This window comes from Magnetococcus marinus MC-1 (assembly GCF_000014865.1).
Classification (GTDB): Bacteria; Pseudomonadota; Magnetococcia; order Magnetococcales; family Magnetococcaceae; genus Magnetococcus; species Magnetococcus marinus.
Map to the genome: position 1 here is coordinate 3,998,204 of NC_008576.1, position 14,484 is coordinate 4,012,687.

The following is a 14,484-nucleotide window of genomic DNA, read 5'->3' on the forward strand; positions in this document are numbered from 1 at the left end:
CACCCTATTGATTAAGCGGGAAAGCGCATGAAAATTCGTTTTTGGGGGGTACGTGGCTCAATCGCCTCACCGGGTCCCAACACCTTACGTTACGGTGGCAACACCACCTGTATCGAGATCCGTACCGATGATGACGCCTTAATTATCATTGATGGCGGTACCGGTATCTTTCCCCTGGCCCAAACTCTGCTGGGACAGATGCCCCTGACCGCCCATATCTTTATTACCCACACCCATTGGGACCATATTCAGGGGCTGCCCTTCTTTATCCCTCAATATATCCCCGCTAACCGTCTGGTGCTACACGGTGCCCACGACCCTGTTGAACAGCGGGATCTGCGGGAAATACTCACCTATCAGTATCAATACTGCTACTTCCCCGTGCGTGAAGTTGAGCTCAAGGCAAACTTAGAGTATGTCACCCTTAAAGAGTACCAAGTGATCCAAGTCGGTGATGCGACGGTGAGTTGCATCTATATGAACCATCCCGTGCTTAACTTGGGCTATCGGGTGAATTGCAACGGCAAGTCGGTCTTTTTTACCGGGGATCATGAACCCATCACCAATATCTATGCCGACGACCACCACTACCATGATGAGTACTCGCGCTTTATCGAAGCCAAGGATAAAGCGATTCTGGATTTTATTGACCAAGTTGATGTTTTAATTGCCGACACCTCCTACACCGCGGCCGAATATGCGATGAAGAAAGGGTGGGGGCATGGCACCTACGACACCAGCGTGGCGCTGGCCAAAGCCTGCCGGGCTAAAAAATTGTTCTTTACCCATCACGAACCCACCCGCAGCGATGATGCCCTGGAAAAAATCTATCAAGAAACCCTAGAGCGCTATCCCCGCCAGCCCGGTGACCCTGAATATCTGCTGGCCCAAGAGGGGCGCTATTTCGAGGTGTAACCCCCCCACTCAGGCGGGATCGGTTGCGTCGTTCACGCCAACAGCCCTTTTGGCGTGAACGACGCATGGCAACCCGAGCCCATCCAACCCATAAAAAGGGGGTGGCCTTGACCAACAAGACCACCCCACTCTATCCCACAAAAATAACCTGGGCAAAACCACCGCTGCGCTGAACCACCCACAGCCAACTCCCCACCCCTATCACTCCCCGACCTCTACAGGAGCGTATCCCGTAGATTAATCGGCCTGGGTTTAACCGGTTTCTCCACCTCAGCCGCCAACCGCAAACCTATGTTGGCTGCTTGCAGGGAAAAGTGTTCAAAACCTCGGTTGCTACAGCGCAGAGCAGCAGGCTTGCTGTCAAACGCACCACCCCTAATCACGCGGAAGGGGTGCGCTCCAAGCCGCAAGGGATTTTGCGGCTCTATCTGCTTATATGCGTGGCTGTCATACGCATCCTGTGTCCACTCCCACACATTGCCACTCATATCAAACAAGCCCAACCGGTTGGCCCGCTGAGTGGCAACTTTTTGCGACACACCACCGCTATTGCGCTGAAACCATGAGCCTTGCTCGGCACTGTTACCGGTCGCATAACGGACCTGCTGCCCCCCATTGCGGCAGGCAAACTCCCACTCCGCTTCCGTCGGCAGACGAAACCGCACGCGGCCCGTATAAAAACTATTGAGACGACCGAGATACATCTCCACATCATCCCATGCAACCTGCTCCACCGGATAGTCGTCACCTTTACGGTTTTTCGATGGATTATTGCGCATCACCCGGCGCCATTGTCCCTGGGTCATCTCCGTACGGGCCAACCAATAACCACTCAGGCAGACCTCCCGGACCGGCCCTTCATCACCATCCCGTCCCTCCATTTTAGGTGGGCTGCCCAACTTAAAACAGCGCCCCTCAACCCAGACCATATCCATGCCGGTTAAGGGCTCTATCCAAGCGCGCCCCGGTTGCACATCCTGGGCGGCTTGGGCCCGTTTGGTACTGGTGTCAATGGTTTCCCACTGGTTGACTAAAAAAGCGTGTGCCAGTGCAGGCAGAAGCCCTACCGCCACACACACCGCGCGCAACACCCCTAAACGGCTCATCGATCACCTCCGGTTTGGGTCAAGCGCATGGTACTACTCTGGGTCATCCAAGGGGTCATGGCGATACCCTTCTCCTGCAAGGCATCTCGAACATAGAGAAAAGCCTCTGAGAGCCCGACCCAACCATCTTTGCCGCTGTTTGCCGCACCATCTGCCGCACCTAACATACCCTTAAGCAAAAAGTAGGTCATCGCACTCTGCCGACCCGGCGCATAGTAGTGCGCGGCCCGATCATCCCAAGCGGCCAACAGCCACGGTTTTTGCGCACGCTCAGCACCCGAACGGTGATGCGGTTTCAACTGGACATCGCGCGCCAAACAGGGGGGCTTGCCCGAAAAGCAGCTATCCACAATCACCGCTACATCACGATTCTGTAAGGCGTCCAAGGAGTCTCGCAGATCCTTCATGGAGAGCGCATGCTCAGGGGCGATCCACGTTTGACGCACATCCACCGGCACCATGAGCAGATCCTGCAAAGCCCCGCCCGACACCGCTTGATAGGGCACACCATGCCCAGAATAGTAAAAAATCAACTGTGCATTTGGGTTTAAACGCCCCTGTTCCAACAACCAATCCACATCCCGCTGCAAGGTAAGGGTGGTCGCCTCGCGGTCCGTGCGCAACCGCAAGTGATCGGGGTCCCCTTGCAAGATGCCCCGTCTGACCAGCAGTTTGGCCATATTATCGGCATCCCGAGCCGAAAAATAGCGACCTGGCAGGTGGGCATAGCGACTGATGCCAATAATCAAAGCAAAGGTATCTGTCCGTTTTTCCCAACCATTGATGGGGGGCAGCGCCTCAATATAATCATCTAAAACCAGTCGCTGGTCGTCAACATCCCCCTGTTTTGCCCATATTTCATGGGGCAGTGGCAGCACAATTGGCACCTCAGCCTCATTATCCACATGGGCACGGGCCAGCATATCCTTGGCCACCACAAATTGTTCTTCTTTGGCGTACTCTTTGACCAGCAGATTGATGCTCTGTTTCAGCGCTTCGTACTGTTCACCCGCCCGAAATTTGCGCCAGCACTCCCACTCCACCACATAGCGAGCGGCTTGCTCTTGCCACTTTTTGGCACGTAACCCCTGTAGATTGGCACGGTTCAGCCAATCATAGGCTTCAAGATAACGCCCCATGCGGAAGAGACTGTAGAGTTTGGTATGCGCTAGGGAAAAATCGCCAGGAAAACGCTCCAACGCCTTAAATGCGGCGATGTGGGCATCTTCATCCTTGCCCAGTTCAAAAAAGGTCCAGGCGTGGTTGGCAATGGTGTGCAGATGATCGGGGTGGGTTTCCAGAACTTTAGCCCAGATATGGAGGGCTTGCTCTTTTTGATCCGATAGATAGAGGGCAAGCCCATGGTTGTACCCTACCGCAAGATCGGCAGGGCACAACTCATAGGCCTCTTGCAAAGCGGCCAGGCCCTTCTTTGGCTGAACGTCAAACAGCCCAATGCCCTTGAGCGCGATCTCGCGCGCGGCTGGGCAGGCGTTGGCCCGCTCCCCCAACACCTCCAATGCGGAGGCTGTAGAGAGCGGGACCAGGGCGGTCAGTAGAGTAAAGAGGCCAAAGAGCGCCGGTCGCCACATACCTTAATTCACCTTGGGGTCAAGCTCCCCGGAAGCGTAACGCTTGGCCATATCCTCCATGGTGATCACTTTGATCTTAGAGGCATTGCCAGCGGCACCGAAGGCCTCATAACGGGCCTTACATACGGCATAGGCCGCATCTTCCGCAGGACGGTTATACCCGCGCGGGTCAAACGCGCTGGGATTCTTGTGGAAATATTTACGAATGGCACCAGTCATAGCCAAACGCAGATCGGTATCCACGTTAATTTTGCGTACACCATGTTGGATGCCACGCACAATCTCTTCCACCGGCACACCATAGGTTTCGGGGATCTCACCGCCGAACTCATTGATGATCGCCAGCAGCTCCTGGGGCACTGATGAGGAGCCATGCATCACCAAATGGGTATTGGGGATGCGTGCATTAATCTCGGCAATACGGCCAATGGCCAGAATATCACCGGTGGGTTTACGGGTAAATTTATAGGCCCCGTGGCTGGTACCAATGGCGATGGCCAAAGCATCCACATGGGTCTCTTTAACAAAGCGGGCGGCCTCTTCGGGATCGGTCAGCAGGGCATCTTTTTCCATTTTGCCCTCGGCACCGACGCCATCCTCTTCACCAGCCATGCCGGTTTCCAGGGAGCCAAGCACACCCAGCTCACCCTCGACACTAACGCCGATGGCATGGGAGAACTCGACCACTTTAGCGGTGGTGGCGACGTTGTAGTCCCAATCGGAAGGGGTTTTGCCATCTTCACGCAGGGAGCCATCCATCATGACCGAGCTAAAGTTGGAACGAATAGCCGCCTGACAAATGGCGGGGGACTGCCCATGATCCTGGTGCATACAGATGGGGATATGGGGATAGAGCTCCAGTGCGGCCAGAATCTGATGGCGCAAAAAGGCTTCGCCAGCATATTTACGGGCCCCAGCAGAGGCTTGCAGGATAACCGGGCTATCGGTCTCATCGGCTGCGCGCATGATGGCACGCACCTGCTCCATATTATTGACGTTAAAAGCGGGCAGGCCATAGCTATTTTCAGCAGCGTGGTCCAACAGTTGGCGCATGGAAACGAGAGGCATTAAAATTCTCCTAGAAAAAGAAGGTCACAAACCCTTACAACCCGAACATGTGCGCCAGACAGAACCATCCACCAAACATACATGCACATAGCGGGCCGAAATGTTCGACACAAAACAGGGCTTCCAAACACCCTGTGTAATCCTACACTCTATTCCCTATACACTCGATGTTCAAGTTTTCAGCGCTTGACAGCCGTTCAAGGTGTCACGCCAACGCAGTTTTATACTTGAGCGACGCTGATGGGGCCTGCCGCCCCAGATCACGCCCAACCATGTGTTTTTCCGAGAGGTTCAGCCTGAACTGTTTAGCCAGTACGTCGGCCAATTGGGTCAATTCCTGCTCTGGTGCATTTGCGTTCAATAGATCGTGAATGAGTGCCACTAGGTTGTCGGCCTTGATGTGATTGATCAGGCTTCCCACAGTGAACGCGGGTTGTTTGTGTTTCAACTGGGCCAGTTGGTCTGGTTGGACCAGGAGACAATGATCAACCATCAGGCTCAGGATCAGGCCTTGGCTTGATCCTTCGTCACCTTGAAGCTTGGTCAGATTCCCCCAGCCCTCGTGGGCCTTCCAGTCCTGGAAAAACACCTCGATCAGCCACCTCAAGGTGAACACCTTCAGGATATCTTCCGTTCGCCACGTCAAGTCGGAGGCAAACAGGTATCGATAATCTTGTTCTCCGTCATATTTCAATGCAATAACAAAGCGCTTCACGCCATGTGCTTTCACATGGATGCGGGCGCTGCGAAACACGATGGCCCTGTTCTCTCCACCTCGGACCGGGAGCCTCCCCGTTACACCGGGATAGCGCTGGAAAAATTCCTCAACAGTCAGATCCCGGCTCAGGAAACGGACCTTCTGGTTCTTCCTCAACTGACTGACGCATTGGATGCCAGCATACAGGGATGACCCTTGGTCTACAAAATCAGCAGCTCCATAAAGTGCATCAGCCAGGATCGCCTTGACCTGCACCACAGCATGCCACTGCTTGAACTGCCGCAACAATCGCAGTGCCAATTCTGGTTTTGTCGGATAGTCCGGGTTCCTGGCCGGTTCAACTGGGCGCTTGCTTTTCAGAATCCCTTTGCGCTTCTGCGCTTTGACTTCCTTGCGCCAAACCGTCCGTGCCGGGTCTGGACGATAAAACGCAAACCCGACCGGAATCGTCACCATGTCGGCCACCAAAAGCAAAAAGACAATTTGCTGGCCAAAAAGATAACCGCCGCTGCTCTTGTCCCTCATCTTGTGGACATGTGAGATGCGGGTCGTGACCTTGGCCCGCCTTTTGTCCGTGTCATCGACCACCAGCACACCATGCGTGATCCCATGGCGACGCAAAACAACCCGAACGCTCATCTGAAACAGCCGCTCCCAGGGAATCTTGGAACTCCGAAACATCCAAGCCAGTGCCCCGAGGCCGTAGCGTCCCAACCCAGCCCGCTCAAACTGTGCCCAGCAGATCGAGTTGGTCAGCATGATCGCCATGATGCAGAAACCAAACCAGCTCCGCTGGCAGACGCTCATCCCAACCGAATGCGTATGCTGCTCCCGCAGGGCTCCATCAATCTCTTCAACAAAGGCGCTGATAAATGGCAGAGGTCGATTGAAAATCATCCGTCTTCCCTCCATGGAAAACGGGACATTGGTTCATCCCTGGAGGAAAGTGTAAAATAAAGCAGGGGCAGCAGGCCAGCCCGTCAGATAATGAAGGGTCTCGATTGAATCTTGATCCAGAGTCCGACGGGATGACACTGCTGCCCTTTTCCCCTCAGATGTCAAGCGCAGAAAACTTGAACATCGAGTATACATGAAGGTTTGATGACGCCACAACCTAATCTGCGTAAAAGAGTCGAATTAGGCGCATATTTATGCTCCACCCAACAAAACCGTGCTCTTTTTGGGCCGCTCCCCGCATGAATCCTGCCTTCACTCACCACATCACGCCCCCATCAAGCCTGCCAACCCAACAAACAAACCCGCATGAACAGGCATGGCGCGCCTAGAAATCCCCTCCAGATCTAGTATAGAATCTCTTAGGTTTCCATCATCTGCAACACCAGACGCACCCTCCTCGCCCAACCACGACCTAAAGGTAGCACGATGCGCATTGAGAGCATTGAGGTTAAAAACTATCGCGTGTTCGAAGATATAAAGATAGACCGTTTATCGCGTGTCACCGTGCTTGTTGGGGCCAATGGTAGCGGAAAATCTACGTTCTTTGACATTTTATCTTTCATCAAAGATGCCTTGGACAACAACATCAGCACAGCTTTACAGAAACGTGGTGGCTTTAAGGAGGTGATCACACGAGACCATATTAACAGCACCATTGATATTAAAATTCAATATCGTTTAGAAATAACCGGCACTCAAAGACTTGTAACCTATTGGTTAAACATTGGATTGCAAAACAATCTACCCGTTGTATTACGCGAGGTACTACGCTATAAGCGCGGCCGTGCAGGTGCCCCATACCACTTTATGGATTTCTCAAATGGCAGAGGTTACGCCATCACCAATGAGGAAGATTTCTCGAAGCCAGAAGAACAGCTTGAACGAGAAGAACAGACGCTGGATAACCCGAATATTCTCGCCATTAAAGGTATCGGGCAGTTCCAACGTTTTAAAGCGGCCAACGCCTTTCGCAACCTCATTGAAAATTGGCACATATCCGACTTTCACATATCTGCTGCACGCTCTAGCGTCGATGCCGGGGTCGCGGAACACCTTTCGAAAAATGGTGATAACCTAGCCCTCGTCGCCCAACATCTTTTCGAAAACCACCGACCGGTATTTGATACCATTCTCGAAAAAATGCGCACAAGAGTTCCCGGTGTTGAAAAAGTCGAAGCCAAAGCAACCGAAGATGGTCGTATTGTACTCCGGTTTCAGGATGGCTCTTTCAAAGACCCCTTTGTGGCACGTTATGTCTCAGACGGCACTCTAAAAATGTTTGCCTATCTGATCCTTTTGTACGACCCGGCTCCTTACCCTTTGCTGGCCGTGGAAGAGCCTGAAAACCAGCTTTATATGCATCTGTTGCTGGAACTTGCCGAAGAGTTCTCAAGCTATGCTCAAAAGGGCGGACAGGTCTTTATCTCAACCCACTCCCCTGATTTTTTGAACGGTTTCGACTTAACCGATATTTTTTGGCTGCGCAAGGAAAACGGTGTTTCTACCATTCACCGGGCTTCTGACTCCTTACTGCTTACCAGCCTTATTAAAGCAGGCGACAAGCCTGGCTCTCTCTGGAAACAAGGCCTCTTCACAGGGGCTCACCCATGAAGGAGGGTCTCCCTATTCAACTTGTCTTTATGCTTGAAGAGTGCAGCATGGAGAACACCCTCAGAGAGATCGTGCCAAAAATGGTCGATTTGCCCATGGACCCCCTATTTTTGACCTTTGATGGCTGGACGGATTTAGAAAAAAATATTCCCGTGAAATTGCGCGGGTGGAACCAACCCCATGTTCACACCCAATTTGTCATTATTCGCGACAATGATCACCGACCAGACCATCTATTGCGTGACCGCCTCACCCAAGCCTGCGCCCAAGCAGGCCGTCCTGATACGCTGATAAAATTAGCTTGCCAAGAGTTAGAATCTTGGTTTTTAGGAGACTTACACGCGGTTGAAAAAGCGTATCATCAAAAAAATATAGCCAAACGGCAAACCCATCAAAAATTTCGCAACCCTGACAAACTTGCCAACCCCAAAGAAGAGCTGCGTAAGCTTATCCCAACCTACCAACTCCTTGATGGCTCACGACGTATTGCCAAAGAGATGCGCTTAGAACAGAACCGCTCACCAAGCTTTGCCGAATTCAAAGAAGGCTTGCGGCTGGTTGCCCTTAACATTATGGCTTAAAAATCACAAAGGGGGGCCCATAGGCCCCCCTTTGTCGTATGCCTAACCATGGAGCGACGGGGATTAGCCCACCTCTTCCAGCTCACCCATGGCCATAAATTTTTCATAGCGCTGCTGCTGAAGCTCTTCTGGCGATAGAGCCAACAGACCATCCAACTGCTTGACCAAATGCACCTTTAACAGACGCGCGGCCTCCTCACGGTTACGGTGCGCACCCCCCACCGGCTCCGGCACGATGCCATCAATCACACCAGTCTCCAAAATTTCATCCGCCGTCAAACGCATCGCCTCAGCCGCTAAGGAGGCCTTGCCAGCATCTTTCCACAAAATCGAGGCACACCCCTCCGGCGAAATGACCGAATAGATGGCATACTGCATCATCATCACCCGGTTGCCCATACCAATGGCCAGCGCACCACCCGAGCCCCCCTCGCCCACCACCACCGAAATCATGGGCACCTTGAGCATCACCATCTCTTTAAGATTGCGCGCAATCGCCTCCGCCTGCCCACGCTGCTCCGCCCCCTTGCCCGGATAGGCTCCCGGCGTGTCAATCAGGGCGATAATGGGCATGCGAAACTTTTCTGCCATCTTCATCAAGCGTAACGCTTTGCGATACCCCTCTGGCCTGGGCATACCAAAGTTACGTGTCACCTTCTCCTTGGTGCCGCGCCCCTTCTCCTGCCCCATCACCATCACATCCCGCCCATTCAGCCGGGCCATGCCAGCAATTAAAGCAAGATCATCGGCATAACGACGATCCCCATGCAGCTCAACAAAATCATCAAACACCAACTCCAGATAGTCGCTGGTATAAGGGCGATCGGGATGACGGGAGAGCTGCGTCTTCTGCCACGGGGTCAGCTTGGCGAAAATCTCTACGGTCAGCGTGCGAGCCTTCTGCTCCAGTTGCTGAATTTGCTCCTCAATATTTATATCGGAGTTGCTGGAGAGATGGCGCAACTCATCCACCTTGGCCATTAATTCGCCAATGGGACGTTCAAATTCAAGGAAATTGCGGGCTTGGTTCATGAGAGTTCCGTTACCGATATGCACAGCCAGCCTCAACAGACCGAGCTCGTGACGACATGGACCATGGGGTTAAGGCCCCATAGATTACGCCCTTTCCCATGTCAGGGGAAGCCAAAACAGCCACAACCCCACCCCCAAAATAGAAAAACGGCGTGACAACCTGCCTCACGCCGTTTCCCTAGCATCACCCAACACACTCTTATTCCTCACCCTCCGCCGTACAGACCCGGCAACGCCCCCCGGCCTTGGCCTTATAGAGGGCGGCATCCGTGACCTCTAACCAGTGATCCATCGCCAACCCACTGTGCCATTGGCTAATGCCAATACTCACCCCTAACACAGGGTGGCCCGGCGCTTGAATGTTCAACGAACGCACCGTGGTGCAGAGCCGCTCCATAAATTTACGCCCCCGCTCCAGATCAGTGTGGGGTAAAATCATGGCAAACTCATCTCCCCCAACCCGTGCCAAGCAGTCCGAGTCGCGGATCATACCCGATAGCGCCAAGGAGACCTGCCGCAGCGCCACATCCCCTTCAGCATGGCCCAACACATCGTTGACCGCCTTAAAATGGTCCAGATCCAGATACGCCAAACAGAGGGGATGCCCATAGCGCACCGCATTGGCCACCTCCTGCTCCAACCGCTCATCCAATACCCGGCGGTTAACCAGACCGGTCAAAGCATCCCGACGCGCCTGATCATAAAGATCCTCATAAGCCAAAACACGATCCAGCGGGCCACGTAACTCCCGAGCCACCAACGTGACCATCGCTTCATAACCATCCACATCGCTCTGCTGGTCAAAAATAAGCAACAACCGCTCCGCAGCCGGCTCGGGATTGAGCAGCAAAAATCGGTAACGCATATCCAACAGGTCCAGATGACCCAACGTAGAGGCCACCGACTCCGCCGTTAAAAGCTGGGAGGCCGCATCCACCAAACTCTGCCGCTGCGGACCATGACAGCTACACGAGATATACGAACGCCGCCGCCCACCATGCCGATAGGCCACCAACTCATGGGGAAAATAGCTCTTTAACCATGCCGAAAAGGCTTCCATCATCGAGGCCAGATCGGGCTTCTCCCCCAAACGACGGTGCAACTCATAGACCCGCTCCAACTGCTCGCTCTGCAATCGGTAACGGTTGAGCTCTTCCACCAAATCCTTGGGGTTGCAAGCCAGCAGATGCAGTTGCGCGCCACGATCCCACTGCCGCTTGATCTCAATGCCCATACGACGACCTCTCTAACCGAGGGGTTAGCCCGCAAAACAGCCTATCCCACAAATGATTTTCTCACCGCACACGACAGAATGAATGGGGCTTACCACCACACCCGCCTAGCCCCCTGCCACCGTAACAGCTCAGGCCCTGCTACAGATTCAATTTTTGCAAACTTAGCTTTGCAAACTTAGCTTTGCAAACTTACCTGTAGCCAAGAGCATGCCAACTGCAAACATCGTCACAAAAGCATCTTTACTGTTTGATTTTATTGATGGATTATAAACAGGCTAAAGGTAACATTGGGTAACAACCAAACCCGACCCCTCGCAATAGGAACAGGTTAGGAAAGCTTTTCAAGGCAGGGGGTAAAAGGTGCCGTATGCGCCACGGGAAACATACCGCTAACGATACAAAAATCTCGTTTAATCATAACGCTAAGGCAATCCCTTTACATAAAGTGCCGTCAGCCTTGCCCACCCACCCATGGGGAGTGGTTACGCCACTGCAAAAAGCTGGTCTCATCCATGGGTTCTGCGATAAAGGCCCCCGCAAAGGCGTCGCAGCCCAACGATTTACTCAACTCCAGACCAATCCGATTCTCCACCCCGCTGACCAGCAGTTGCATGCCCTGCTCCCGCGCCATTAACGCCATCGCCTCCAACTCCGCCGCCGCACCGCTGCCTTCACCCTGCATGCGTTGCAGTACATGCCCATCCAGGCGCACCATGCACCCTTCTGGCCAGCTCTGCCACTGCGCCACCCCAGCGATTCCACCAATTGCCAAGCCGCAGCCCAAAGCCTGCCACCCCTGCCACGCCCTTTGTTGAAGGCTCTCGTTCCAGCTTTGATGATCCATCAACAGCACCAACTGCTGGGGCTGCACCTGCAACCGCACCAATAGGGTACGCAACCGCCCCACCATTTCCCGTTCCGGGAGTGGCCAGCCTTGCAGATCCACCAACAGCGACAGCGTTCGTTCACCCCAACGGTGTAGCGCATAGATCGCTTGCTCTAACAGCCAAAAGGCCACCCCTGGCAACTGCAAGCTGTTCTGCCATGTTGAAAATCCCTCGGGCCACACCACCGCCGCACCATTGGCATGCTGCCACTGCATGGTCATTTCTAAATAGGCCATACCCCCTTCCCGCAGGGTCACCACCGGCGTAAAACGGGGCTCTCCCTGCCGAGCCTGCACCGCAACGCTCAGCGATAACCAGCTCTGGAGCCCCTCCAAAGGCCCATCCTGGGGGGCTGCATAGCAGCGATAGCCGCCCTGCTTGGGCTGGTGCGCTGCCAACCACGCCCGCCGCAGCGCTGCGGAGAGATCACCATCGGCCCCCAGCGCCACCCCGATCTGCCCCCGCCATGGCAGCGGTAGAGGATCCTGCTGAGAGGGCCCATGCACAACCGCGCTAATACGGCTGACCCAGCCCGCCAACGCCAACTGTTCCGGAAGTGGCGGCAACCGTACCGCTATGGCATCCATTCCCCACAGCGCCACCGTTGCCTGCACCCCCTCTAATGGCTGTTGCAACCGCTCAAGCGTATCCCTTAAACGCTGCTCCAAGGGCAGCGTACCCCACTGGGCGGCCAACTGGGGTAACGCCTCCAGCACCACCACCACTACCCCATGGATATCCTTGGGACTCCCGCTACCCCCTTGCCACAACCCGCGAGGCGCACCATCTAGCACCTCTGGGCGGCTGGCAAGCTGCGCGGTGATCTCCTCACACCCTGTTTTGTACGCCTGTGTCAATCGCAACAAGGCCTGCTCCATCCAGGCCAACTCGCCCCCCCGCCGTATCGGCGGCAGGGGGGGTAAATCCTTCGGCCACAAACCGTTGAGCAGCCCTACCGAACCTTGCCACACCACCCCATAGCGCCCCTTTAACAACAGCGTGCCCAGCAAGAGCCCCCCAATCACCAACCCGAGCCCACCCATCAACCCCACCGCGCCCAGCCATCCTACGGACCTCGCCCTCCCGCCATCCTGCTGCAACCCCACCACGGCCTGCTGCAACGGGTTTAAAAACTGTGCCGCATAGTCGGGCATCACCGCCACGGCAGCCCCCTTAGGATTTTGCTGTACCACTTGATACCGTTCCAACGCCAACCGAAAGGCCCCATCCAGGGCGGCGTGGCTCTGCATCAACCCCTGCCATACCACCCTATCTGCCTCGCCCGCCCCGCCCACCATCTGCTGCAAGCCATCACGGGTAAGCCGGCGCTGTTCATGAAAACGGGCCAGCGCACGTTCAAAAGCTGTCGCCTCCAGCCCCTCCACCAACAGCTGTTGCCAAGCATAGCCCTGGTTATAGGCATGGTGCAGCAACGACTGCGCCTGAATGCGCTGGCTCGTTCCATGAGGGGCTGGCTGGCTGTTGGGCATGGTGTTGGGCAGCAGCAACAACGCCATCAGCGTAAGCGTGAGAAGGAGCTGAACGGTACGGATCATGGCGACGGCCTCAAGGCAGGTGCTAAACAATCAGGCCACCCATGTTAAACGCCACCCCCCCTGGACTCAAGGCGGAGAGCATACCCCCACCATAGAAACAGCCCCCTCAGTAAAACCAAGGGGGCTGTTTCTACAAAACGCTTTTGCGCCACCACTACCCCATCAAACGCGCCACAATATGCTCAGAAATCTGGGTCGCCTGGGCCTGTACCGCAATGACACTCTGCATACGAATCGCTGAACCGGTTTGACGGGCCATCTCCGCCGCAATATCGGTATCCCGCACCTGCGCCCGCGCTGCCTCGGTATTAATCGCGGCTTGGCTGATGGTGTCGGCAGCGGCCTCCAAACGGTTTTGATAAGAACCCAAGCTGCTGTTAAAGTCGCTTAGCTCCTGCAAATCGGCATCCAACTGAGCCAACGCGGCTTCTGCCCCAGCCTGACTGCTCAGATCAATGGTACCCGTGCTGTTAAGCCCCGACAGATCCCGCAGTTGTAAATCCGTCTGATCCCCCGCACCCGAACCCGACTGAATGGAGATGCTGCTGTTGCGATCCAACAAGCTTTGCCCATTAAATTGGGTATCGCGAATGGTATCCGCAATGTTCTGTTGGAGCTGCGCGGCCTCCTGATGCAAATTGGAGCGATCCGCATCGCTCAAGGTACCGTTGGCCGCCTGCACCGCCAGCTCCCGCAGACGCTGCACGTCGTCACTAACAATGCTCACACCGGTCTGTGCAACCTGGGAGAGGGAAACCCCTTGGTTCACATTCTGGCGGGCCACATTAATATTACGCACTTCACTGGTCAGACGACTGATCATACCCATTAAGCCTGGGTTGTCACTGGCCTGATTTATCTTGATACCGGAGGAGAGCGCGGCAAATGAACTCTTACTCTCTTCCTGAACCTTAAAAAGTTGACTACCGCTCTGTGGCGCAACAAACATAGCACTGTTCACGGTGATAGACATGATGTTCTTCCTCTTGTATTTCTCGATTCGTCATAGTGTCGTTGGCAGTGGGGTTAACTTCCCTCCCCTTGGCACGCGCGGACGCCCATCCTACGTGTCACTTCGGCCTATCCCTGCCTCGCCCTCTTTATTTTAGCTGCATCTCAACCCGTTGTTGGCAGCCCCACCTGTTGATCGGTGGTATGGGCGTTTTTTCCTACCAGCCAGTGTGTTTATTGAACCACCCAGCTTTTATATAATGATGTCCACCCGA

Annotated in this window: 11 protein-coding genes; 3 read left to right on the plus strand and 8 right to left on the minus strand. The window is 54.6% G+C overall.

What is annotated here, in order from left to right:
- Positions 1-27: 27 nt before the first annotated feature.
- On the plus strand, positions 28-915 hold the full coding sequence (locus tag MMC1_RS16460; protein WP_011714768.1) for an MBL fold metallo-hydrolase: 888 nt from the start codon (positions 28-30) through the stop codon (positions 913-915).
- Between the two features lie 215 nt (positions 916-1,130).
- Here MMC1_RS16460 and MMC1_RS20540 read toward each other — a convergent pair whose 3' ends face one another.
- The 4 genes from MMC1_RS20540 to MMC1_RS16480 form a co-directional block, all read right to left on the minus strand.
- A complete protein-coding gene (locus MMC1_RS20540; RefSeq protein WP_011714769.1) occupies positions 1,131-2,021 on the minus strand; it encodes a formylglycine-generating enzyme family protein in 891 nt (296 codons plus the stop codon).
- Positions 2,018-3,613 (minus strand): caspase family protein, encoded by a 1,596-nt coding sequence (locus MMC1_RS16470; RefSeq protein ID WP_011714770.1) that lies wholly within the window; start codon positions 3,611-3,613, stop codon positions 2,018-2,020. Before MMC1_RS16470 ends, MMC1_RS20540 begins: the two co-directional genes overlap by 4 nt.
- Positions 3,614-3,616: 3 nt before the next feature.
- A complete protein-coding gene (fba, locus tag MMC1_RS16475; protein ID WP_011714771.1) occupies positions 3,617-4,681 on the minus strand; it encodes a class II fructose-bisphosphate aldolase in 1,065 nt (354 codons plus the stop codon).
- 205 nt (positions 4,682-4,886) lie between these two features.
- Entirely contained in the window at positions 4,887-6,296 is a 1,410-nt protein-coding gene (locus MMC1_RS16480) for a transposase (protein WP_011711816.1), read from the minus strand.
- A 486-nt stretch (positions 6,297-6,782) separates the two neighbouring features.
- Between MMC1_RS16480 and MMC1_RS16485 the strand changes: the two genes are divergently transcribed.
- Entirely contained in the window at positions 6,783-7,967 is a 1,185-nt protein-coding gene (locus MMC1_RS16485) for an AAA family ATPase (protein WP_011714772.1), read from the plus strand.
- A complete protein-coding gene (locus MMC1_RS16490) occupies positions 7,964-8,548 on the plus strand; it encodes a DUF4276 family protein (protein ID WP_011714773.1) in 585 nt (194 codons plus the stop codon). Before MMC1_RS16485 ends, MMC1_RS16490 begins: the two co-directional genes overlap by 4 nt.
- A gap of 63 nt (positions 8,549-8,611) precedes the next feature.
- On the opposite strand, the gene MMC1_RS16495 is transcribed toward MMC1_RS16490, so the two are convergent.
- The 4 genes from MMC1_RS16495 to MMC1_RS16510 all read right to left on the minus strand — a co-directional run bounded on the left by MMC1_RS16495 (position 8,612) and on the right by MMC1_RS16510 (position 14,231).
- Positions 8,612-9,580: an acetyl-CoA carboxylase carboxyltransferase subunit alpha gene (locus tag MMC1_RS16495; RefSeq protein ID WP_041641329.1), complete on the minus strand. Its 969-nt coding sequence runs from the start codon at positions 9,578-9,580 to the stop codon at positions 8,612-8,614.
- A 199-nt stretch (positions 9,581-9,779) separates the two neighbouring features.
- Positions 9,780-10,814: a GGDEF domain-containing protein gene (locus tag MMC1_RS16500; protein WP_011714775.1), complete on the minus strand. Its 1,035-nt coding sequence runs from the start codon at positions 10,812-10,814 to the stop codon at positions 9,780-9,782.
- A gap of 452 nt (positions 10,815-11,266) precedes the next feature.
- A complete protein-coding gene (locus MMC1_RS16505) occupies positions 11,267-13,258 on the minus strand; it encodes an EAL domain-containing protein (RefSeq protein ID WP_011714776.1) in 1,992 nt (663 codons plus the stop codon).
- Positions 13,259-13,412: 154 nt separating this feature from the next.
- Positions 13,413-14,231 (minus strand): flagellin, encoded by an 819-nt coding sequence (locus tag MMC1_RS16510; protein ID WP_011714777.1) that lies wholly within the window; start codon positions 14,229-14,231, stop codon positions 13,413-13,415.
- Positions 14,232-14,484: the final 253 nt, after the last annotated feature.

What these genes read in the sequence shown, in the direction of transcription:
- MMC1_RS16470 (WP_011714770.1), bottom strand. Translation starts at nt 3,613, where the DNA reads ATGTGGCGACCGGCGCTCTTTGGCCTCTTTACTCTACTGACCGCCCTG.
- fba (WP_011714771.1), bottom strand. Translation starts at nt 4,681, where the DNA reads ATGCCTCTCGTTTCCATGCGCCAACTGTTGGACCACGCTGCTGAAAAT.
- MMC1_RS16485 (WP_011714772.1), top strand. Translation starts at nt 6,783, where the DNA reads ATGCGCATTGAGAGCATTGAGGTTAAAAACTATCGCGTGTTCGAAGAT.
- MMC1_RS16500 (WP_011714775.1), bottom strand. Translation starts at nt 10,814, where the DNA reads ATGGGCATTGAGATCAAGCGGCAGTGGGATCGTGGCGCGCAACTGCAT.
- MMC1_RS16490 (WP_011714773.1), top strand. Translation starts at nt 7,964, where the DNA reads ATGAAGGAGGGTCTCCCTATTCAACTTGTCTTTATGCTTGAAGAGTGC.
- MMC1_RS16510 (WP_011714777.1), bottom strand. Translation starts at nt 14,231, where the DNA reads ATGTCTATCACCGTGAACAGTGCTATGTTTGTTGCGCCACAGAGCGGT.
- MMC1_RS16480 (WP_011711816.1), bottom strand. Translation starts at nt 6,296, where the DNA reads ATGATTTTCAATCGACCTCTGCCATTTATCAGCGCCTTTGTTGAAGAG.
- MMC1_RS16505 (WP_011714776.1), bottom strand. Translation starts at nt 13,258, where the DNA reads ATGATCCGTACCGTTCAGCTCCTTCTCACGCTTACGCTGATGGCGTTG.
- MMC1_RS20540 (WP_011714769.1), bottom strand. Translation starts at nt 2,021, where the DNA reads ATGAGCCGTTTAGGGGTGTTGCGCGCGGTGTGTGTGGCGGTAGGGCTT.
- MMC1_RS16460 (WP_011714768.1), top strand. Translation starts at nt 28, where the DNA reads ATGAAAATTCGTTTTTGGGGGGTACGTGGCTCAATCGCCTCACCGGGT.
- MMC1_RS16495 (WP_041641329.1), bottom strand. Translation starts at nt 9,580, where the DNA reads ATGAACCAAGCCCGCAATTTCCTTGAATTTGAACGTCCCATTGGCGAA.